Annotated in this window: 20 protein-coding genes; 11 read left to right on the top strand and 9 right to left on the bottom strand. The window is 52.5% G+C overall.

The window, feature by feature from the left end; all coding sequences use genetic code 11:
- Positions 1-4: 4 nt before the first annotated feature.
- Positions 5-970: a KpsF/GutQ family sugar-phosphate isomerase gene (locus ATO10_RS05950; RefSeq protein ID WP_035249359.1), complete on the bottom strand. Its 966-nt coding sequence runs from the start codon at positions 968-970 to the stop codon at positions 5-7.
- Between the two features lie 4 nt (positions 971-974).
- Positions 975-1,586 carry a ribonuclease D gene (locus tag ATO10_RS05945; RefSeq protein ID WP_035249357.1) on the bottom strand — a complete coding sequence of 204 codons (612 nt, stop codon included), beginning with the start codon at positions 1,584-1,586 and terminating at the stop codon, positions 975-977.
- Positions 1,587-1,771: 185 nt separating this feature from the next.
- On the opposite strand from ATO10_RS05945, the gene ATO10_RS05940 reads away from it, so the two are divergent.
- Complete coding sequence (locus ATO10_RS05940) at positions 1,772-2,920, top strand: tyrosine-type recombinase/integrase (RefSeq protein WP_035249355.1); 1,149 nt, start codon at positions 1,772-1,774, stop codon at positions 2,918-2,920.
- A 107-nt stretch (positions 2,921-3,027) separates the two neighbouring features.
- Here ATO10_RS05940 and dcm read toward each other — a convergent pair whose 3' ends face one another.
- On the bottom strand, positions 3,028-3,873 hold the full coding sequence (dcm, locus tag ATO10_RS05935; protein ID WP_051597976.1) for a DNA (cytosine-5-)-methyltransferase: 846 nt from the start codon (positions 3,871-3,873) through the stop codon (positions 3,028-3,030).
- Between the two features lie 305 nt (positions 3,874-4,178).
- A complete protein-coding gene (locus ATO10_RS05930) occupies positions 4,179-5,384 on the bottom strand; it encodes an NAD(P)-dependent oxidoreductase (RefSeq protein ID WP_035249354.1) in 1,206 nt (401 codons plus the stop codon).
- Between the two features lie 310 nt (positions 5,385-5,694).
- Between ATO10_RS05930 and ATO10_RS05925 the strand changes: the two genes are divergently transcribed.
- Complete coding sequence (locus ATO10_RS05925; protein WP_035249353.1) at positions 5,695-6,435, top strand: helix-turn-helix transcriptional regulator; 741 nt, start codon at positions 5,695-5,697, stop codon at positions 6,433-6,435.
- Between the two features lie 285 nt (positions 6,436-6,720).
- Here ATO10_RS05925 and ATO10_RS05920 read toward each other — a convergent pair whose 3' ends face one another.
- On the bottom strand, positions 6,721-8,274 hold the full coding sequence (locus tag ATO10_RS05920) for a recombinase family protein (protein WP_035249352.1): 1,554 nt from the start codon (positions 8,272-8,274) through the stop codon (positions 6,721-6,723).
- Between the two features lie 457 nt (positions 8,275-8,731).
- Between ATO10_RS05920 and ATO10_RS05915 the strand changes: the two genes are divergently transcribed.
- The 3 genes from ATO10_RS05915 (at position 8,732) to ATO10_RS05905 (ending at position 10,143) form a co-directional block, all read left to right on the top strand.
- Positions 8,732-9,076, top strand: a complete 345-nt coding sequence (locus tag ATO10_RS05915; RefSeq protein WP_035249350.1) for a helix-turn-helix domain-containing protein — start codon at positions 8,732-8,734, stop codon at positions 9,074-9,076.
- Between the two features lie 16 nt (positions 9,077-9,092).
- Entirely contained in the window at positions 9,093-9,527 is a 435-nt protein-coding gene (locus tag ATO10_RS05910; RefSeq protein WP_035249349.1) for a hypothetical protein, read from the top strand.
- A gap of 85 nt (positions 9,528-9,612) precedes the next feature.
- On the top strand, positions 9,613-10,143 hold the full coding sequence (locus ATO10_RS05905) for a DUF3768 domain-containing protein (protein ID WP_081806442.1): 531 nt from the start codon (positions 9,613-9,615) through the stop codon (positions 10,141-10,143).
- Positions 10,144-10,174: 31 nt separating this feature from the next.
- On the opposite strand, the gene ATO10_RS05900 is transcribed toward ATO10_RS05905, so the two are convergent.
- The gene (locus ATO10_RS05900) at positions 10,175-11,314 is read right to left on the bottom strand and encodes a type IV secretory system conjugative DNA transfer family protein (RefSeq protein ID WP_238323409.1); all 1,140 of its coding nucleotides are present in this window, start codon (positions 11,312-11,314) and stop codon (positions 10,175-10,177) included.
- A gap of 391 nt (positions 11,315-11,705) precedes the next feature.
- Here ATO10_RS05900 and ATO10_RS05895 point away from each other — a divergent pair, with 391 nt between their 5' ends.
- A complete protein-coding gene (locus ATO10_RS05895) occupies positions 11,706-14,912 on the top strand; it encodes a metallophosphoesterase (RefSeq protein WP_035249347.1) in 3,207 nt (1,068 codons plus the stop codon).
- Positions 14,913-15,230: 318 nt separating this feature from the next.
- On the opposite strand, the gene ATO10_RS05890 is transcribed toward ATO10_RS05895, so the two are convergent.
- Complete coding sequence (locus ATO10_RS05890; protein ID WP_035249346.1) at positions 15,231-15,833, bottom strand: tyrosine-type recombinase/integrase; 603 nt, start codon at positions 15,831-15,833, stop codon at positions 15,231-15,233.
- 285 nt (positions 15,834-16,118) lie between these two features.
- On the opposite strand from ATO10_RS05890, the gene ATO10_RS05885 reads away from it, so the two are divergent.
- From ATO10_RS05885 to ATO10_RS15910, 5 genes are all read left to right on the top strand, one after another.
- Entirely contained in the window at positions 16,119-16,451 is a 333-nt protein-coding gene (locus ATO10_RS05885) for a hypothetical protein (protein ID WP_035249345.1), read from the top strand.
- 266 nt (positions 16,452-16,717) lie between these two features.
- A complete protein-coding gene (locus ATO10_RS05880; RefSeq protein WP_155886701.1) occupies positions 16,718-17,296 on the top strand; it encodes a hypothetical protein in 579 nt (192 codons plus the stop codon).
- Between the two features lie 169 nt (positions 17,297-17,465).
- Complete coding sequence (locus ATO10_RS05875; protein ID WP_035249341.1) at positions 17,466-17,825, top strand: hypothetical protein; 360 nt, start codon at positions 17,466-17,468, stop codon at positions 17,823-17,825.
- A complete protein-coding gene (locus ATO10_RS05870) occupies positions 17,825-19,900 on the top strand; it encodes a type IV secretory system conjugative DNA transfer family protein (RefSeq protein WP_051597975.1) in 2,076 nt (691 codons plus the stop codon). The genes ATO10_RS05875 and ATO10_RS05870 overlap by 1 nt, the downstream gene beginning before the upstream one ends.
- Positions 19,901-19,918: 18 nt before the next feature.
- Entirely contained in the window at positions 19,919-20,800 is an 882-nt protein-coding gene (locus ATO10_RS15910) for a replication-relaxation family protein (RefSeq protein ID WP_081806440.1), read from the top strand.
- A 63-nt stretch (positions 20,801-20,863) separates the two neighbouring features.
- Here ATO10_RS15910 and ATO10_RS05860 read toward each other — a convergent pair whose 3' ends face one another.
- Both ATO10_RS05860 and ATO10_RS05850 read right to left on the bottom strand, forming a co-directional pair.
- Entirely contained in the window at positions 20,864-21,043 is a 180-nt protein-coding gene (locus ATO10_RS05860) for a helix-turn-helix transcriptional regulator (protein WP_035249339.1), read from the bottom strand.
- A gap of 355 nt (positions 21,044-21,398) precedes the next feature.
- Positions 21,399-22,211, bottom strand: coding sequence for a DeoR/GlpR family DNA-binding transcription regulator (locus ATO10_RS05850; protein ID WP_051597972.1), 813 nt, complete (start codon positions 22,209-22,211; stop codon positions 21,399-21,401).
- Positions 22,212-22,322: the final 111 nt, after the last annotated feature.

The following is a 22,322-nucleotide window of genomic DNA, read 5'->3' as shown; positions in this document are numbered from 1 at the left end:
GCGGTCAGGCCACACCGGCCCGCAGACAGTCATGGATGTGCAGAATACCCTGCGGTGTGCCGCCGTTTTCTGGATCCACCACGAACAGGCAGGTGATTTTGCTGTTGTTCATCAGAGCCAACGCCTCTTCGGCCAAGGCATCCGGAGAGATGGTCAGCGGGGATTTGGTCATGACTTCGTCTGCGGTCAAATCCAGCAGCCCCTGCATGTGACGGCGCAAGTCACCGTCGGTTACGATCCCGATCAGCTTACCATCAATGCCGGTGACCCCAACAACGCCAAAGCCTTTCTGGCTGATTGTCAGCAAGGCTTCGCTCATAGCGGAACCGGTGCGGATGACGGGCATCTCGGCGGCGCCATGCATCAGGTCGCCCACTTTTGACAGTTGCGCGCCCAGTTTGCCGCCGGGGTGGAATTGGCGGAACAGTTCTGGGGTGAACTTGCGGTGCTCCATCAAGGCGATCGCCAAGGCGTCGCCCAACGCCAATGTCATGGTCGTCGATGTGGTGGGGACAATTCCGGTGTCACAGGCCTCGGGCGCATTGGGCAGCAACAGGGCCACATCCGATTCGCGCAACAAGGTTGATCCTTCGCGCCCCGCGACCCCGATCAGGGGGATGCCAAAGCGGCGGGTATAGGCGATGATATCGGCCAGCTCGGGTGTTTCGCCCGAGTTGGACAGCACCAAAGTGACATCGCCCTTGGCCACCATGCCCAGATCGCCATGGCTGGCTTCGGCAGGGTGCACAAAATGTGCGGGTGTGCCGGTCGACGCCAGCGTGGCCGCGATTTTACGGCCGATATGGCCGGATTTTCCCATGCCTGAAACGATCACCCGCCCGGGAGCGCTTAGAATCAGATCAACAGCTTGGGCAAAGGTTTCACCCAGCGCGTTTTCCAGCAGGGTCAGGGCCTCGGCCTCGCGGCGAATCGCGCGGCGTCCGGTGGTCAGGAACGTATCGTGGGTCATGGGTTCAATGCGCAAAAATGTCGATTTCAGGCCAGCCGGCCAAGTCCAGCTTGGCACGGGTCGGCAGGAAATCAAAGCAGGCCTGTGCCAGTTCTGTCCGACCTTCGCGTTCCAAGCGCTCATTCAGCTTTTCGCGCAGCGCATGCAGGTACAGCACATCCGAGGCCGCGTAATCCAGTTGGGCAGTGGTCAATTCAGCCGCGCCCCAATCGCTCATTTGCTGCTGTTTTGAGATGTCGACGCCAAGCAGTTCCTGCAACAGGTTCTTCAGCCCGTGACGATCCGTATAGGTGCGGATCATTTTGGACGCGATCTTGGTGCAATATACCGGCGCCGTCAGCGCGCCAAAGGCGTTGTACATCGCTGCAATGTCAAACCGCCCGAAATGGAACAGCTTCAGCACATTGGGATCTTCCAGCATGCGGCACAGGTTGGGGGCGTCAGTTTGCCCTTTTTCAACCTGAACCAAATGGGCATTCCCATCGCCGCCCGACATCTGGATCACGCACAGGCGATCACGATGCGGGTTCAGACCCATGGTTTCACAGTCAATCGCAACAATCGGACCCAAGTCCAGATCATCGGGTAAGTCGTTTTTATACAGGAAATTCGCCACGTTGGCCCCTTCGTCTTAGAGGGGGTTGGTGCCCAGAAGAGGCAAAACCCAAGATTTTCAGGGCGACGCATAGCAGCACTAAGTACATAAATACAAGGCGTTTTTCTTTTCACCCTTGCATCATGCTTCCACATCGGAGAGCATAGCTTCACGCCATAAAAGGTGGTTTAAAAGGTGGCTATAAAATGACGGTGCACAATGTGCTGACTTACATGAAGGCTAAGTCATTGGGACAAGGGAAGTATGCCGATGGCCAGGGCCTATGGTTAGTCAAAACTCGGAAAGACACTGGCCGTTGGATGCTGCGCTTGGTCGTAGGTGGCAAACGTCGAGAGATGGGATTGGGGTCATGGCCAGATGTATCCATTGCTGAGGCGAGAGAACGTGCTGCCCTGGCTCGGCGCCGACTTAGGGATGGCGTTGATCCAATCCTAGAGCGGCAGCAGCAAAGACATCGAACACGTCGTCTTACCCTATCTGATGCTGTTGAAGGCTGTTTTGAGGCTCGGCAAGCTGAACTCAAAGACGATGGTAAAGCGGGCCGTTGGCTTTCCCCCTTGAAACTGCATGTGCTGCCAAAACTAGGAAGAATGGCAGTTGCAGATCTCGATCAACACGAAATCAAGAAAGTTCTAGAACCTATTTGGCATACCAAGTCTGATACAGCTCGCAAAGCAATGAACCGCCTGAACCTGACCTTACAGCATGCGGCCGCGCTCGGGTTAGATGTTGATCTGCAGGCGACATTAAAAGCTAAAGCGCTTCTTGGAAAACGTAGACATGTAACCCAACACATTCCATCTCTACCCTATGCGGAGATTCCAGATTTCTATAGCTGGTTGCGCGAGAAGTCTGACTTGACGTCGGCTTTGGCTTTAAGGTTCCTCATTATGACAGTAGCTCGGACAAGCGAGGTTCGTTTCGCTACTTTTCAGGAGATTGAGGGGGACACTTGGTCAATTGCCGCAGCCCGGACAAAAACCAACCGCGATCATCGGATTCCTCTTTCTGACGAGGCACAAAACATAATTCGATCGGCGCGCGGAGATACCAGGCAGTCATTGGTATTTGAAACGAGCAAAGGAAACCCATTATCTGACGCTGCCATGAGCTCGTTCATGAAGCGGGAAGGCTTCGATGCGCGACCTCATGGTTTTCGAGCGACCTTCCGTACTTGGGTGGAGGAGCAAACCGATACACCGTTTGAAGTGAAAGAAGCATCACTTGGGCACAATGTGGATACAGGTGTCGTAGGTGCATATCAAAGGTCGGACCGATTGGAAAAGAGGGCTGTTTTGATGCAGCAATGGGCCAACTTTGTTCTAAGCAAGTAATGAACTAGCCAGCCTTCAAAAGTGTTGGAAGGCAAGAACAAACACAAAAACAAAGACCCAGCCAATATGACTGAGCCTAAGTTCATATTCACGATGTCTTGGATTCGCTACGAGACAAACAACCTAGCGCAAATTTGCCGAATGACTTCCGGGGAAACAGCGTTTCCGATGCAATGGTATCGCTGGTTACCAGAGAGACCCTCGGTCCACCCGTCCGGGAAGCCCTGAACGCGCTCGCATTCGAGCGGGGTCAGGCGGCGAATGCGGCAGTCGGCTGGTTGTCCCAGTTCAGCTTCACGGCCCGTCTTAGGACAGCTCTGCACTGATCTGAGGAAAGGAAACACTTGGGATCTGGAGCAGGCTCGAGAATGTCCGACAATGAAGATGCGTTCGCGGTTTTGTGGTAGGCCGAAATCCTTGCTGTTAAGCACTTGCCATTCACAGTCATACCCCAAGTCATCAAGGGTTTCGAAACAGCGCTTCGCCGTACGCCCGTGGTCGTGAGACAGAAAGCCTTTGACGTTCTCAAGCAGCAGATGGCGTGGCTGTTTGCTCGCGATGATCCGAGCGATTTCAAAAAACAACGCACCTCGCGGGTCTTCGAAGCCTGCACGATGTCCTGCGTTTGAGAAAGACTGGCAAGGAAAGCCGCCACACAGGAGGTCGAAATCCGGCAAGGTTTCCGGGTCGATGCGGGTGATGTCACCGAGGCACGGATGGTTTGGGAAGTGCCTTTGGTAGACTTGGAGTGCGTAGCGGTTGATCTCGCTGTAACCAACACAGACGGCGGTCGGATCGTTGCCACCAGACAGGGCGACAGGCCTTGCGCCAGATAGAGCCGCTGCGTTTGTTGCCTGGCGCCGGTGACTTCCAAGATCCGAGCAGGCTTGATGGATCCCGAGTTCAAATCCGCCGATGCCGGAGAACAGTGAGAGATACTTGATTGATCGCATGACATGAGGGGTCCTCTAATTGATGAGGTCTCTCATGATTCACATATATAAGCATCTGTAACCGTGCGGTATTTTCAGAGAATCTCACATGTGGACGGCGATGAAGCTCTATGTACATGGGGAATTTATTTGCGGTTCATGCGAAGAAATTCCGGATGTTCAGCAATGGTCACGTGTCTTGCGCCTATCGAACCGATATTTCGGGGAGTGGGAGGTGCTTTAAAGCGGGGTTATTCAACGCGTGTAGAAACCGGCCAAGAGGGTCCGGCTGCAGCTAAGCGTGCAGCCGGTAGTAAAGCCGAAATTCAGTTTCTCTCGTAAGTCCCTCTTTGGAGCCACTTCGCTGCAATTTCTTTTCGACTCTCGTCACTAAGCTCGCTTAGTACTGACTTTGGTAAGTCTGTTGACAATGTAGCCATGCAAGCAACGGTTTCGGCAAATACCAAATCCATAACTTCGTCGGGGCAACTTTGAACATGGAAATTCACGGCTTTTCCCATTCGCAGAACTTTGAGTTTTGTTCCACCAGCGTAAGTCAAACAGGATATACCGTCACTGTCTATTGCGGCGGTTTCCGCGGCATCAACTAGTCCATCAATATCAAACTCATTTGCTTTTGAGCCCACGCTTACCAAGACTAAACCGTTCTGGAAGTGTTTGAGGTCGGCAACCTCGACCGCGCGAGTTGCAGTTGCTGAAAAGACAAAATCGCAATTGCCGAGCAAATCTTGCTTGGAGCTAGACACGCCAAAACCTTCGAGTTTGGCGGCTACTCTTTTTATCGGGTCTGTATCAAATACAGTGACCAAGTGACCTTTTGAGCGAAGTGCTTTTGCTGTCGAATGACCAATCGCCCCAAATCCTAAGACACCGACTTTCGAACCTACAAAGAGATATCCGTTCTCTCTTAAAATAAGATCGGTAGCAAGTGTAGCACTTTCCCCTACTATTAGGGCTTCTGCGTTCTTCAAAGGGCTCTTTGCTAGCGAAATTACCGGGTGCGCTAGGTACTTTACCTTTGCGGAGTAACGATTGTGCCCAAAGGTAGTTACTTCGACGACGCCCTTGAAATTTGGTAACTTTTTTGGAGAGAGCCTTCTTAATGGTTCGCAAAAGTATCCTCCCACGTCCACACAAACGAGCTGCTCTTGGTATTGCACCGCGAGGGCATGTTCTTGCAGAATGGCTTTATCCAGAACTTCGGTACCTTCCATCTCGCCATAGTCGAGACAAGATACCGCGAAGCCTTCGTCAACAAGTGTTTCGAGGCTAGGTTTGTGGATGGAGTTTGGTTTCGCGAACACCTTAGCCACGTTGATACCTGCATTTCGGGCCATTCTGAGAAAGGTTACCGTGTCGGGTAGAATGTGTTGAAGGATGATCAGTCTGTAACTTTGACCAACAAGCTGCTTCTGTAGAATTTTCTTTGTTGCTTGAAGCAGTTCGTCTCGGTCGCTTCCGACATCTTTAAAGTTTACGTCTATTGCAGTTCCGCAAGACTGGATGTGCATCTTCGTCTCCTATCTTTCGTTTCTCGCGGCTGCACAGTGTCCATATTGTTGCAATATCAACAACTTATGGGTATAATCAGGCAGCTCTGAGAGCTTCGTTTAAGGTTTGTTCAGAGCCTGCCCCGCGCCCCTCCCAGCCGTCACTGGGAATTGGTCGCGGGGCTTTTCTGTATGTAAAACATTGCAGGATCGAAGGGGTGTGTCAATATAGATTGTCTAAAGGGACAATCTATACAGATACTGATAAGTGTGATTGAAATGGAGTATCTGGAAATATAAGCTGAGTCGAGAAGCCGAAAGGATAGCTGTTGTGAATGATATTCTTAAGTTCAGTGCGAGAATGCGGACGTCCGCAAACCTTGAAGAGCAGATTTCGTGCTTGCTAAAAGTTTTAAAGCAGTACGATTATCAGGAGTTCATTTTTGGCGCCGTACCTTCATTAACTACAGGTCGTGCTCCAGCATTGCTGTTTGTAGATAACGTCAAAAAAGAGTGGCGCGAAGAATACAACACCAATGGGTACGCACAGTATGACTTGGCAGTTCAGCACTGCCTGACAGAGGAAGAGCCGCTTTTATGGTCGTCAGTTAACGAAGCTGAAGATAGCGGTCTCATTCCGGCACCCTTCAAGCATGTGGGTGAAAGAGCGCGCTTTCACGGATACACCAACGGAGTCACAATTCCGCTTTTTACATATTGGAGCCCTCTACGATTTGGAATGTCGTTGATACGTCTATCTGACAATGACACAGCAAAGCACGATCGTGAGTTTCGGGCGAATTCGGACGGTTTGGTATTGATTAGTCAGATATTTTTTACATATGCGAGACTAAAAGAGACCATTACAGCTCAGTACGGGTTGAGCGACGAAGACTTGGAGCTGATGTCTCGCTTAGCTGCAGGTGAAACTCGAGCTAGCATTGCAGCCAGTGAGCGAAGTCACGCACACAATGTAAAGTATCGCCTGAATCGAATCTTTAAAAAGATGGACGCTCGCAACGCTGAACAAGCCCTTGTGCTTTTCACACTGCTTGGCCTGCATGAACAGTAGTTGAGCAGGCCTTTCAAACCGGGTATCAGTTGCAAATGCGTCCATGCTAGGTGCGGAAAACACTGCGTTGGCTCAAGATCGCACTGCCCAGATGTCTGTTAAGGCTCGCTTTCACCAAGTATAAAACAGCCAGTCGAGGAGGTGAAACCATCTCCCCATTTCAACTACCGTCTCGCTAATTGGTTATTGAAAAGAGCAGCCAATGCTTCGAGATTGTTGTGCCCATGGAAGATGGCGGGCACGGTTGTATCTTCGTTTCGATGTGACGCATAGTGGGAGAAATTCTCAACTAACATTGCCTGAATCCGGCTTACCTGAGCTTCGATTCATTATTTTCATGAGTTCGAGAAGCTGTCGTTTCTTGTCGTCACCCTTCTCGAATTCTCGAACTTCAGTTCGATCCCTGTCTCGGTGTGGGGCACCAAAGGGGACACCTGAGCCTGTTTTGGCATCCAGAAGCCAAGAATATGGCTCTAGTATTGTCTTTTTTCCGACAACCCTGCGGTTCGAGAAGGCGTTTTCAAGGAATGCCCTTTTTTCGTGCGGTTTTAGGTTTTCGTAAAGCCCTATAAGGCTTTTTAAGAGTTCGATGAACTGAATGGTGTTTGCCTTGATTTCATCGAGATCAGGAAGGTTTTGCAGCTCCTCGCGTAAATGGGCGATGGTAAGTGTCACTTGCCTTTTCTTGGCGAGATAGGTCTCGTTGTCGAGAGTACCCTCAATCAATAGGTCAGCAGCACGGCTTAGTGCCTGTTCTGCAGAGCTGATACGAAGCTCTATGGAGTTTCGCAGATCTTTTTGGGCTATTCGATCTTGTGAGTTCAGCCATGCCTTCTCCAAGGCTTCTCCCTCCTCAGGTGCAATTTGATATTTGGTCAAAGCACAGCGTACGGAGGCATTCAGAACGTCTTCGCGGATGGTTTTCGTTTCGCAGTCGCTCCGTTGGCAGCGGTAATAGACATGCTCTTTTTGCAGTTCCGGCGACATCGGGGCCTCGCAAAGACCGCATCTAAATAGCCCCTGAAATAGGTGGTTGTGTCGGGTGATCTTGGGCCCACTGCGTCCCGTCTTGATGTCCTGCACCCGTCGGAACAAAGATGGTGATATGAGCGGTTCGTGGATCCCTTGATAGACTTCACCTGACCGCTTGATCTCAATAATACCTGTGTAGAACCGATTGTTGAGAATGGTCTCAACACCACGCATGCTGACGGGCTTGCCCCCATGATTGCGTAGGCCGCGCTGATTCATCTCGGAACATAGGCTGCGCAACGAGTGTTGACCGGTTCCATAGAGCTCGAACATTTCTTTAATCAAGGGTGCTTTCTGGGGGCATGGTGTTTTGGGCTTGCCTTTGCCGTTGTTTTGATAGCCGACAGGTGCCTGGAAAGGGAAAAGCCCCTGTTTAAGACGACCGTCTATGCCTTTCTTGGTTTCTTCACGCAGATTGCGAATAAAGTCAGAAGCGATTACGGCCAACATGTCTGCTGTGAGCCGCCCGCCTCGTGTCGTGAAGTCCAGACTTTCGGTTGCGATGTACACATCAATCCCCTGGTCGGGGAGCTCAGACACGATTGACCAGTCCTTCAGGTTGCGCGCAGAGCGGTCGATCTTGTGAATAATCAGCCCGGACGCTTGCCCCCGTTTGAGTTGGCGCAGCATCTGATTAAACACAGGCCGCCCGCTCTTGGCAGCGGTCTCTTTTTCTTCAAACCAATCGGTAACATCGAGATTGTGGCGACTCGCAAAATCTAGGATTGCATCCTTTTGCTCTTTCAGGGAGACGCCCTCACCTTGCTTGAGGGTACTAACCCGGATGTAGCCAAAGCAAGTTTTCATAGGTCATTGGGAGTATTTTCAGACTCTACCAGATCCTCGGGATCTGTCGAATCCGGCTCAACCTTCCAAGGCCAGGACCCTTCTGCCAGCATGCGTTGATACACTCGGCGGCAGAGTTCAAGGTGGCGTTCCAAATGTTCATCTTTATCCATACTCCCAAGCCTACGTGGGTGCGGTAATCCAGCAAGATACCAGCCTTATGCACAGCTGGGTATCCGCGTGGGTCTTGCATGGATATGCGACTGGCGTAGGATTTCTTGCGGAAGATCTTGATGCTTGAGCTTAGCCTTACCACCGGATCGGGATCGGGGCTTGGAGGGGGTTCCCCCCTCCATCGCCTGCACCACGATCCCGATCCGGTGGAGGAAGAGGTATGAGAGAGGTTCAAGCGGACCAGCGTAGAGCAATCTGGTGACCTGCGGGTCATCGGCTTAGCAAGTTAGTTCATTTGATCTTTATGCAAGAATTTTCACAGTGCCTGGCACAGAGCCGCCACAAGGCGGGCCTGAGCCAGGCTGACTGCGCCCACCTGCTGGGCGTGTCCCAAAGCCGAATATCCCGGCTGGAGCTGGGCGAGGTGACGCCAACAGCGATGGAACTTTGCGGTGTCGCGGTGCTCTTTGGCCGTTCAATGGAATATTTGGCCGAACCCCTGTTTCAGGACCGGGCCTTGGTCATTCGACAACGCCTCCTTGACCTGCCCGAGGTTCGAACCGGTTGGCTGGGTCGTTTTGCCAGAAACAACATGCTGCATCAGCTCGAAGAGCGTGTTGAACGTATTCTCTCTGCCTATGAGACCTAAAGGACGGATCCTCGCCATGGCTGTGGCCAGTGGTCGGGTTGGGCACGTGCTGATTGAACGCGGCCAGGTGATCGATAAGGGGATGTCCTCCACAGCTAGCCAAGACATCGCAGAGGTTCGGAGGTTTGCTGCCCGACGCATTGAGCTGTTGCGACCCGATATAATTGTGACAGAGAGGCTTCCAAACGACTCCAAGAAGGGCCTTAAGACCCGCATGGTGATCACTGCGATGACGGCCGAGGCTGAAGCTTCTGAGCCGCCCAGTCTGGTGGTTGAACGTGTGCGTCGCACCCACAACCGGTTCGAGGAAGCCGCGCAACTCTGTCGCGTCTATCCCGAGATGCAAATCCTACTGCCGCGCAAACGCAAACCCTGGGAATCTGAGCCCAAAGCCCTGATCTATTTCGAGGCCCTGGCTTTGATTGAAGCAGGCTTCGCGCAATTGACCTAGGCCGGACCGTTTCAGCTGCCAACTCGCCCTTCGTGGGGTGCGTCCGAGATGGTCTCGGGCGACCACCCCATCGGAGGATTGCGAGATGGAGAAAGAAGACAAAGTAGATGCTGGCTCAATCGGGTCTGTACCGGTCTGCGCTGAGTGTGGTTCAGAGCGGGTGGTGACGGATGCCTGGGCCTGTTGGAACCGGGTGTCGGGCTTGTGGGAGCTGGAGAACAGCTTTGACGAAGCCTATTGCTATCAATGTGACGCTGCGACCCGAATACGCTGGATACGGCCTGAAGAGCCGCCAAACCGATTGGTGCGGGATCTCAATGATGCGTTCCGACAGCACGGGTCAGGCAAAGGCTCGATCATGGTGACACAAGGCATATCTCGTCTTGGAGCCGAGTTCGTTGCAAGGGTTATGAAGGCTGTGCAGCAGTACAACGATTACTCGGAGGACAATGATCCGTGGGGAGAACATGATTTTGGTGCGATTGAGATCGAAGATCTGAAAATCTATTGGAAGATTGATCCCTATGATCTTGAGCTCAAAGAGCTATCGCCCAATCCGGCTAATCCTGAGGTCACACATCGTGTGCTGACCGTCATGCTGGCCAGCGAGTATTGAAAATAGACCGCCTCTTTCGAGAGGCGGTTTTCTATTGCAAAGGCAGCGTATCCACCGTGAAGGCCCGCCGACGCTCTCCGTCCTGCATCATGCGCAGATAGGCGCGGTGATTGGGTAGGTTGATCAGATCGCTATTGGTTACTGTCTCAAGCTGTGCGGCAAAAACTAGTGCATCTTGCGGCCCCACCCGAAACGCCATCAGACTGCCCACATTGCCCTGGATGGCCTGAAACACTTCCCGCTCGACCTGAGCGACATGTTGATGCACCAGTGTCAGTCCCAGCCCGTATTTGCGGGTCTCAGGCAGCATCTCGGCAATGGCTGAGGTGGTGAAGGCGTGGAACTCGTCTACGTGTACGAAGAATGGTCGACGTGACGCGGCATCTGTTCCCTGACGACTGAAGGCGGCGTTGACCATGCTGGCCACAATCAACCCGCCCAGAATGTTTGCTAGGCCCCCACCTAAGTGCCCCTTGGCCAGGTTCACAATCAGCACCTGCCCTTCATCCATGATCCGTCGAAACCGCAAGGGGGTCTTTGGTTCACACAAGGCCTGTCGCACCGTGGGGTGGGCCAGAAACGCTCCGAGCTTGTTGGCGATGGGTGCCACCCCATCCAGGGTGGATTTGTAGTTCATCTTCGGGAACTCTTCTTGCCAGAAGAAGCGCAGCTGCGGGTCCTGCACGTTGCTCAACATCTGAGCCCGCAGATGTTTGTCCAGAAACAGCGGCAAGACGTCCCGCAAATCGGCTCTGGGCTGATCCAGCAACGTCAAAACGGCATGGCGCATCAAATGCTCCATCCGCACGCCCCAGGCATCCGCCCATTGCTTCTTGAACGCATCGATCAAACCGGAGGCGACCAACGGGCGATAGCGCGAAGGCACTGACGTGAGCGGGTTGTATCCATAGGCGCAGTCCGGGTCAGCAGGTGCCCACAGCATTGCGTGATCCCCGAGCCGCGCAGCCAACGCTTCGGCCAGATCGCCATGGGGGTCTATCAAGCAAAACCCAATCCCATTGCCTGCGTCCTGCAGGGCCAGATTGGACAGAAGCGTCGATTTCCCAGTCCCGGTCTGCCCGACCACATGCAAATGCATCAGCCGATCTGCCAGTTTCATCCCAAACGCATATCCACCCGAGCGATCCCAGGCATGACCCAGGACGCTCACCTTTGTGTACACCGAACTCATCGGGTCAAGGATCACGTCGAAACGGTTGGTCCGCTAGGTGCACGACAGGGGGTATGGGCGGAAAGTGTGAATTCGCTGCAGGCGCAACAAGGGGTCTTGGAAACCGACTAAGCAGGCGCTCAGCATGATGCGTTTTAAGCCTTATCTGACGAGAACCGGGTAGTTTGGGTAGACGCCGAACTTCTTGATTTGCTCCAACCCCGGGCTCGAACAACGATAGGCCCTTACCGTGCTCTCGGTTAGGGGTATTGGTGTTGGGACTCACACAGCCCGGCCATCTGTGAGGAATTATCTCGATAAATCAGCTTGAAGTTGTGTTTGGTTTGCTTGACCAATGGCATATCGAGACTCGTAGGCAAGGCTACTCAAATTGACCAGTTCAAACGTCACTAATATTCTTCATCTGACTGACCTCCACTACAAGACCGACCGCTCATACGATCAAAACATTGTCCTTGGTGCTCTGCTTGCGGACATTCAGCTGCTAGCGAAAAATGTGGGGGAACCTGACCTGATCGTTTTTTCTGGTGACTTGGTTCATTCTGCTGACGACACCAATACTTATGACAAACTCTATGATGAGTTTATCGAACGACTTCTGAAAGTCACAAATTGTGATCATTCCCGGCTTTTTCTAGCGCCTGGTAACCATGATTTGCATAGAAGTGCCGTCAAAACAAATCGAGACCAGCAGGAAAAACTGGTGGTTGAATTCACTGACAGAAACAGCTTGAACGCCGCGTACCTTGGAGGTCAACTAACAAAGTTTGCACAAGATAAACTGTCTGCATACTTTGACTTCTCAGAGTTCTTTGAACGACCTCACGAACTCTATTCCAATGAATTTGGAAGTGCTCATGACATACCTGAATTAGGAATAACCGTAGTCAGTTTGAACACAGCTTGGCTCGGATGGGCCGGACTGGACAAATTAAGTGACGCAGGTCTGTTAGCTTTTCCTGAAGCGGTACTTACTGAAATTATAGCTGAAATTCAGAAAGATCGGTTTGTAGTTTTCAACTATCATCACCCAGATTTTTGGCAGAACGATGCTTCCAGCTCAGACTTCAAAGACCTACTCGATAAGACTGGCGATCTGCTTCTCTTCGGCCACGTTCACGATCCTAGACCAGCAACGGTCGGTCACAGCAAACAAAGTTTGGTTCAGAACCAAGCGGGAGCACTCTATACATGGCGGCAAGATCGCTATTTGGGTTACTCTATGATCCGGGTCTCGCCGAAAGAAAAATTCGCGCACGTCATTTTGCGATCATACTTTGATAAACGAAGAGCGTTCGACGCTGCGAGCAACATCAGTGATACTGGTGGAAACTATTACTCGTGCGATAGGGCCGAAACTTTTTTCAATAGCGTAATTGATGCAGGTAGACTCGCAACATTGAAAGCTTGGGTCGCCAACGAAGTCAAAACCAAAGCTACCGAAGATTACTCTGAAGGCGTTTTGGAAAAACCGACCCATGACGTTTTCGTGCCGCCCCCACTGGTGCGTCTCGTTCTAAAAGATTTAGACAAAGAGAATGATCGCCCGATTTTTGTTGAACAACCTATTAAATTCGCTCAAATAATTGATAGTGAACATAATTTTATCGTTGAATCGCTGCCAGAACACGGAAAAACATCGTTGCTTAACCAACTCTGCATCGATACGGCGGTACAGGCAGGTCAGAAAAACAGCCATCGCCATCTAATACCAGTAGTATTGCACTTTAACGACTTTTCACCCGGTACAAAGAGAGCGGAAAAGGCTGTTAGAGATTGTCTTCCGGGCTTACCGAACGGCTGTACTATTGAGAGCCTTTTGGCTGACGGTTGCTTCACACTCTTCATCGATGACCTTGCGCGAACTGATGGAAAACGCCTTGAAGAGCTCCGTAAGTTCATCTCAAAATACAAGAAGAACCGCTTTGTAATTACAACTACGGCTGTAAAACGAAAGGCTGGACTGGTCCCCGACTTTGGCTTTAGTGCGAATTTCGAGCAAGTGGTCCTTAAGCAGTTCCGCAGAACTGACTTAAGAAAACTCGTTCAAAAAATGGACGATGGAGGTGTTTCAGAAGAAGAGCTGCTAGATCGGGTTATAGCCAAACTAAGAGCAATCAATGTCCCTGCCACGCCGATAAATAGCTCACTATTGGCTGATATTATTTCTCGTGACAAATCTTTCTCTCCGTTAAATCGACCCACTCTCATTGAGAGATTCATTGAGACCCTTCTTGAGAAAAATTCCCTCGGTGAAGTTGAGCGGAAAAAGTTCGACTTTACGAACCAGGTTCACTACCTTGGTAGTGTCGCAGAGCATATGTGCCGCGAAAATAAGTATGTATTTCAGTACGATGAAATATTTCTCTTCACTGATAGCTACCTAAAAGGTTTGGGGCTGAACTTTGGAGCGAAAGATATAATAGACAATACAATTGCGTCCAAAATCTTCCTCAGTCGAAAAGGGAGTGACTTAATATCGTTCCGATTTAGAGCTTTTCTTGAGTTCTTTGTTGCCGCTCAGATGCGCAACAAAAAGTGTTTTCGAGATTGGGTGCTGAATGACCAGCGTTATTTAAGCTATATGAACGAGATTGAATACTATGCAGGGTTGGCAAGAAATGATCTTGAGCTCCTTCAATTCGTATCAAGTAAACACATTGAATATCATGATGACCTATTTGGAGCGGACTTCCAGAACTTATTCAAGAGCATAGATACCACAAAGCTACCATTGACTTTGGAAGACAACGAAAAGTTCGCGGAAGAGTTGGCTGGGCAATTACAAGAAGCTCCTATGTCTCAGTCTGAAAGAGATGAAGTCTTGGATGCAGAGCTGCCGCGAGACGCAGAAGGTAGGCAAGAGGTCTTTCGACCTCAGGCCGACGACATTCCTTCCAAGTATATGATATCACTATTTATTTATACAGCACTGGTTAAGAATACTGAGCTAATCGAGGATACTGAAAAGCGACTACATCTTGCGAATGTGCTTAAGAGCTGGGCTTCGACTATCTTGACGTCATTTTTCCTCATACCGAACTTGGTGAAGAACAGAAAGATGACGATCAACGGACTATCCTACATCGTGTCGTATCCTCATGATTACACCGACGATCAGGTTGCAAAAAGCATCGCGATCAATCTGCCCAAAGAGGTTGGTCGTCTTGTATTCTTGCTGCTTGGCACTGGCAAGTTGGAAGTTCAGCTTTCGCAAAAGACTATGCAGGAGACCGATGAACCTGACTTAGTCGAGTTCCTAAGGTGCTGCCTCCGTATTGATCTACGGTTGGGGGAATGGTGGAAGCTTCCACGACAGTTCTCGGACCGGGTAAAAGGCAACAAGTCCTTGCAGGAGACGATGCTGAGTAAGGCGACAGAGGTGTATCGGTTGGGATCAGATCCACAACCCATTCAAAACGAACTGGAGGATGAGATTGTTGATATTTACTCGTCCGTATATGCCGTTTCCAAGGGCAAGCGTGCGGAACTTCGAAACCGAAAGAAGAAGTCCATGCAACGAAGTAGGAATCTCAAGCGCTTGACCGCGAAGTTGCCCGGCTCTGACAATGATTAAGATGCGTCACTCCAAAGACTGCCTTGCATCGATGTGAACCGTGCTGAGCTTGCCGAAGGCTGATTGATCTTCGTTACACGGCCATGTCTGACCTTTCCAGAGTTGCGTGAGAGTTCACTTCCGCTTCGGGGAATCTGCGGTGTGGCACTGTATGGCAAGTTCAAAGTCCGGAAAGGGCCGTCTGGCGCGAAGCTTTCGCAGGCGCAACGAACGTCTTCTTCCCGCCCCTGGTGTGCCGATCGTCCATGTCCGCTTCGGGCTGGGAGGTGCCATTGGGCGCGGGTCGCACGAATGTCTGCAATGGGCCGCTCCCTCCCATCACCACATCCTATCCGCAATTGCCATTTCCTCAGCTCCGACGGCGTTCGCATAGATCGCTGTGGTGCTCATGGAGGCGTGTCCCATCCACTTTTGCAGCATGTTGAGCTGAACGCCTGAACTCAAAGCATGGATGCCGTAGCCGTGGCGCAACCCCTTGGGGCAGGCCTGCTTGCCTTGGATACCGGCTCGTCGCATGACAGACTTCACCCAGCGATAGGCGGTGGCGCGATTGAGGGGATGCCCCGGAGGCCCCCAGAGGGGCCAATCGGGATACGCAATGGGAAGATTATGAGCCCGACCAATCAGCTCAGCCAGATCCGGCGGAATGGGGACTTCCCGATAAACCTGAGAGTTGCGACGCTTAAGGGTGCGGAACGTAAGGACCCGAGCCTCGAGTTGCACTGCGTTAGTAGTCAGTTCCAATGCTTCAGAGATGCGACAGCCGGTATAGAGCAAAGTTAGACAGAGGCTGGCAATCTGTGGCTCGCACGCGAAAGCAACATTCGTAAAACGGCGACGCTCTTCCGCGTTGATGTAGAGCCTACGATGGGCGTGATCATAGAGCCGCATTTGCGACGACTGATGGCGTGACGTGGACATGGAATGGCCCCGGCTGACCCCTGTTGCGAGGATCGCATTCTACGCTAAATCGCGCCTGCAACAGTATTCCCAATTCTGTTGCACGGGTTGAATTAGAACGTATTTACAGAGGCTTATGGCCGGATAGTATTCAGTTTAGCGCCGGATCTCCATCCGCACAACGCCAAATCCCGTGCAAAACCAGGGGTGTCCAAAATTGGGAATACTGGTGCAGCCCGAGAGGGGGTGAGTTGCGCGTGTTTCTGGGGCGAGGCCTTCCTTTTTGCTATCTCAATGAGGCGCCTCATGCGTGTTTATCTGCCCCTTCCTTCATTTTCTCGATCCGTCTTCAAGGCGCCTATTCCGACCATTCTTGCTCTGTCGCTCAGTGGCTGTGCCGCTGCCCCATTGCTCAGTGTCGGGGCCACCACCGCAGCTATGGTGGGTGAGCGTCAGGCTATCGTAAAGACCCATACCAGTTATAAAACTGAGGTCATGAGCATGAACTGCACGGCCCTACGTGACGAGTATGCCAAGCTAGGCCGCAATCCCTTGGGAGCCTTATCTACCTCCAATACGAACCGCAAAGTCATGGTCTATGAACGGATGCGTCAGCGTGGGTGTCGTTTGCCTAAGTAATTGGAGCGGTGCGTGTCTCTGGACTGAGCTTCAGCCAATTCACGCGTCATCCCTTTAGTACGCAATCTGCTTTTCAGATGAAGTGTTGTGGCGAAGGTCGCGAGCCGACCGTCACTGTGACCGCGTCGATAGAGCGAAGGCATCCGTCCAGACCCAGTGCTCATACCTATGGGTGATTTGGCTGTTCGATCACACAACCCTTGAGTGCTCTCCGCTTCCGGTGCAGGATGACTGGGATCTCAGGGGGACATTGGTGGAGAAAGACATTGGCTGAGCAAATGCGTTCCTACGCGACAGCCCGCACGCTGTTTTCCATTGCGGAAATGGCGGGCTGGATAGTCGTCGGTTTGAGTTTTCTGATCGGGTTGACCCTTGCCGGAACGGCGGGAAGGTATGCTTCTGGGACGGAACGGTTCTTGCTCTTTTTGGCGGGAGCCAGCGGGTCTGTGGTCGGCATATTAATTGTGGCTGCGGTACAAAACTGGCGCGCTGGCGTTGATACGGCTGAATACACCCAGCAGATGCTTAAGATCGCCCGAGACCAGCTTGACGTGTCGCGTCAGTCTCTCAAATCCAATGCGCCTCCTCAAAGCTTCTTCGACGCACAGGCAGACCAGACGCCCGCTGCCCCGCCGACAAGGTCGAGCTTCGCGTCTGCCCCGGCCCCTGCCAAACCAGAACCGTCCCTGGCAATAGAGTCGTCTTCGCCAAGCCCTGACAAGATTGAACAGATCGACGGCAAGTACACCTACAACGGTATCCCCTTTGACAGCCTTGAGAAGGCGGAGCGCTATGTGGAGCAGTTCGGTCGCAGACCTTTGCCTGGAGTGACCAGACCCGGATGACCCCCATAGGACCCCCCAACCTCTATGGGGGTCGTGTATGGGGCGACATACCCGAGCACTCCTGAACATAACTTCACAAATAGGGGCGACTTTTCTTCATGACTTTACCTGCTCTCGCAGCTTCACCCACCACCCCAAATGCAGATTGTCGTCTGCCCGGCATTCCCTGATGCGTGTCACCATAGATCATCAAACGATCCGCAAGGGCGTGCTCTTAAAGACCACCTATTACGAGGTTTCTCTCACGGTGGCTTTCACCCATGAAGAAAAGCAGATCATTCGGCAAAGGGGCTTGCTTAAGACCAAACTGGTTGATCGCCGCCCGGCCAATGCGAAGGTAGATGATCGGGACGAGAAGTTCGAGCTGAGGGTCGAACACTTGATGGACGGCAGAGCGGACCGCTTTCTCTGTGCAACACCGTCAAAGTCCAAGATCTATGAGGAAGACCTGCTGGCTGTGCTTGAGCAGATGAAGCGTTGGCTGGACGACAATGCCGAGACGGGCTCCCGAACCGTGGTGGAGTTTTAATGGCGCGTACCAGCGGAGATGACTTCTTTGGGGTCTATGCCTCTGCGGTCATTGTGGCGTCTTTTGTCGGTCTCGCACTTTTTGTGACACCCTTTTTGATCCTGGGCGCTGCACTGTATCTCGGGATCCGGATGTACCGCGAGAGCCCCAAACGGCTGGAGCGACTGGCCCGCGAAGAGACCGAGCTCCTCTACAATCACGCCCGATCGGGTACGGTGCGGCTCACAGAGTACGAAGTTGAGGAGGCCCTGTCTCAACACTGGCCCAAAGATGTCCCGGTCGCCTTGACGATCCAACTTTTAGACGTGGGCAAGGCGCTCTTCGCCCAAGAAGGGCTCTCGCCCGAGATCCCACCACCACCGTCCTTGTGCAACACCGTCGAAGGCGCGCGCTATCGCGATAGGTTGGCACGGATAGGCCAGGCGCGAAGTGACCGGTCAATGGTGCTCTCGGCCTTGGAAGTGATCTCACAAAGCCTGGCCCCAATTGCACGGGCTGTGCCACCGCTTGATGGTGATGTGCTTGTGGAGGTCACGCAGTTTGTGCAGCCGCTCGGACAGGCCGCGCAGGAGGTCGTCGCACCATTTTTCCAGGAGAATGAGTACAACCACTTCAAAGCCCTGCGCACGCAGCTGGACGCGAACCTGCAAAAGACCCACCGGACGCAACCGATCTTTCCACGAGACTACAAGGCGGACGATGTGGTTGAGACCTATCTCGCCGGAACTCTGCTCAAAGAGCTCTTCGCGCTGCGAACCCCGTTCACAATCCCCGAGGCCCGAAGGTTCGAACACACCCATATCGTGGCAGGCTCGGGTCATGGCAAAACACAGACACTCCAGTATTTCATCGGGAAAGACTTGGAAGACGTGGTGCGGCGCGACAAGTCGGTCATCGTGATCGACAGCCAGGGTGATCTGATCAACACAATCCTTAGGGCCAAAACCTTGCCTCCGCATCGGGTTGTGCTGATTGATCCGGAAGACATCGAGTATCCGGTCAGTTTGAACCTCTTCTCGGTCGGTCAGGAGCGGCTGAACGGATACAGTGCTTTGGAGCGTGAGCGCCTGACCAACTCGATCATTGAGCTTTATGACTTTGTGTTGGGTTCACTTCTTTCGGCAGGGATGACGGCAAAGCAAAGTGTGGTGTTTCGCTATGTCACCAGACTGATGTTCCATATCCCCGACGCCACCATCCACACATTGCGAGAGCTGATGGAGTCGGGCGGTACGGAGAAGTATCGCGACTATATCGAGAAGCTCGAAGGTACGCCGCGCCGATTCTTTGAGACCGAGTTTGACAGCAAGGAGTTTGCCAACACCAAGACGCAAGTGCTGCGCCGTCTTTACGGTGTGCTGGAGAACCAGACCTTTGAACGGATGTTCTCGCACCCGGTCTCGAAGTTCGACATGTTTACCGAGATGAATGCAGGCAAGCTCATCTTGATCAACACCTCCAAGAGCCTGCTGAAGGAACAAGGTACCGAGATTTTTGGGCGGTTCTTCATTGCCCTCATCGCCCAGGCCGCACAAGAACGTGCAACCTTGCCTGACAGTGACCGACTGCCGGTAATGGTCTATGTCGATGAGGCTCAGGACTATTTTGATCAAAACATCGGTGTGATCCTCAGCCAGGCCCGTAAATACAAGGTCGGCATGACACTGGCCCACCAGTACCTCGGTCAGCTGTCAAACGGGCTACAAGAGGCCTTTGAGGCCAATACATCCATCAAACTGGCAGGGGGTGTCTCCGCTCGTGATGCGCGAGCTTTGGCAGGACAAATGGCGACGGAGCCCGGTAAGATCCAAAGCCAGCCCAAGGGCACCTTCGCCACCAATATTCGTGGCCTGACCCAAAACGCGGTGCCGATCAGCTTCCCGTTCTTTGTTCTGGAGAACTTGCCACGTGCGACAAAAGAGGAGGTCGCGACATTGCGGCAACACAGCCGCACCGCCTATGCGGAGCCATGGCAGCCCATGGAAGAGCAAGAGGGCACGCAAGGCGACGACCCGGCTGAGCCACCTTCCAAAATCGACAGTCAGGACCCCACAAATCTCTCCAGTGAGCTATAGGCGCCCTACAATTGGGGCATGCAAAGTTCAGATCGCCTTGGCCGCGCCACGTTTTACCATATCGCCCCGCAACACGATGTACGCCCCACTGAGCGCGAGATCCGCTGGCTGCAACATATCGAGCGTCACGGTCCTCAAAACTCCATGTATCTCTGCAAGCTCACATCTGACACGCATCGCTGTAAGGATACGGGGCTCAGGCAACTGCAAAAGCTGCGGGCCGGGGGCTATCTGTGCCTGCCACCGCAGCAACGGGCGACGGAACGCGCGGCGTTCAATCCCTATATCTATGACCTGACCGAGCAGGGACGCTGTCATCTCATGGATCAGGGCCAGCAGACCGCTTCAGTGCGTCCCACCGGGCATTGGTGGCATGGCTACACAACGTCATGCGTTACGAGTTCCATCGATATCACCGCATCAAAGCTGGGGATCGACTACATCCCGGCCCATGAGATTCTAGCCAAACGCAATACCAATTTGGCCATTCCTGTTGGGAGCGCCCGATTAATACCAGACCAGCTCTGCGCCCTGAACTATGGTGGTGCCTATCTGGCTTTCGCCTTGGAAGTGGATCGAGGCACAGAACCCAAAACATCACCTGCAAAACGTAAAAGCTATGCTCGTTCGATCGCGCTTTACCGCGAACTCATAGCAGGCAATATCTACAAGTCGCATTATGGCCTGAGCGCCAACATGCTGGTGCTATGGGTGTTCAGGAACCTCAGCGATGAGGCCGCGTTTCAAAGCTTGCTGCAGAACGAAAGCCCCTACTTAAGGCAAGCGGTGTTGACAAAGACTGTCAGTAAGAAGCTTCTCTTTGGCCCACCGGATGAGAGTCTGCTCACCGAGCCCTGGAACCGCTGTGGGTACCCAGCCTTTATCTTAGCCAATCCATAAAAAGGGCGGCTGAAGTGTGCACCTCCAGCCGCCACGTGCTCCCAAAGAGGAGCGTCGTTCAGGTCACTTGCGGTCTTCCAGCCGACGCTTGAGCCACTCCAGCACTTCGTCTTCAACCCATCCCACTCTGTTAGGGCCAAGCTGTACCCGTTTGGGGAATAAGTCGGCCTTTTCCAGACGTGCAATATGCTGCGGCGAGTACAGGACCAACTCCTTCAGCTGGCGTTTCGATAGTATCCTCATCACGATCTCTCCTTGATTGAAGAGCATCGCGATGCCCAGGGTGAACAAAACCTAGGTGGAGCAAAAGCTATCAGTCTTGGGTGAATCGTCAAAGAGATTTGACAACTATGAATAGAAACGCCGAGGCTGTGACTGGCCTTAGCGGGAAACTGGATCTTCACAAGTTAGACGAATTGGGATTTATCCGCGGTGATGGCTGCGGCGATACCTCACAAAGTCACGATGGCGCCTCCTCCCAGATCGATGAGGATGTCGCTTCATGCGCTATGCTCGTGTTTCTTTCAGGTGCAGAAATAGCTTGACGCATTGGAGCCGACGTAAAGGTCGCGGTCCGCTTTGACGAGATTGGCACAAACTAGTTTTGTGTCGCTGAGGTCGCGGTCTTCGCTGTTCTCGTAGGATGTGTAGATTCAGCTAGAATAATTTGCGTCGCGGAGCGCTTGCACAGTTCTACGCTTGCCGTTGGCGGGGTCTTTTCGGTGATGAAGGTGTCAATTTCCGATAGTGTTGCGATTTGGATGGGCGCCTTGCGTTCAAACTTGGAACTGTCGGCAGCAAGTATGACTTTGTCGCTTCTACGAATAATGGCCTTACTGACTCCGACTTCACGAATGTCAAAGTCAAGAATTTCACCTTCCATGTGCAACGCTGAACAACCGATGACGGCCAGATCGAAACGAAACTGAGAAATTGTTTCGCGTGCCAGAGCGCCGATCAATCCCCCATCGCTAGGGCGTAGATTCCCACCTGTTACGACGACCTCGACACTTGGATGATCGGAAAGAATGTTCGCAATGTTGATATTGTTCGTCACGACCAGAAGGCCACTGTGATTGAAGAGTTCTGCGGCAACAGCCTCGGTGGTCGTACCAATGTTCAAAAACAACGAGCAATCGTTGGGGATGTGCTGTACGCACTCCCTTGCGATGTCGAATTTTTGCGGTTGGTTCAGTTCGCGACGATCAACATATCCGATGTTGGATGTGTTCGATGGAAGGATAGCGCCGCCATGCACCCGCTCTAAATCTCCGGCATCGGCGAGTTCTGTCAGGTCGCGGCGAATGGTCTGCGGCGTAACTTGAAAGTGCTCGACCAATTGATCGACTGTCACTTTTCCTTCGCGCCGAGCGATGTCGATGATTTCCGGTTTTCTAAGTGTTTGAACCATTGGTCTTCTCCATGCTCCTACCAGGGAGCGGCCCGTTCAGGGTAGTACTGTTGGTGCGCGAATCGCAAAAAGAAATGTTCGAATACATTCATTTATAGCGCCAACGTGGCA

The sequence above is a fragment of the Actibacterium atlanticum genome, from assembly GCF_000671395.1.
Lineage (GTDB): Bacteria > Pseudomonadota > Alphaproteobacteria > Rhodobacterales > Rhodobacteraceae > Actibacterium_D > Actibacterium_D atlanticum.
Note: the sequence above shows the minus strand (reverse complement) of the source record. Positions and strands in the feature narration are given on the sequence as shown.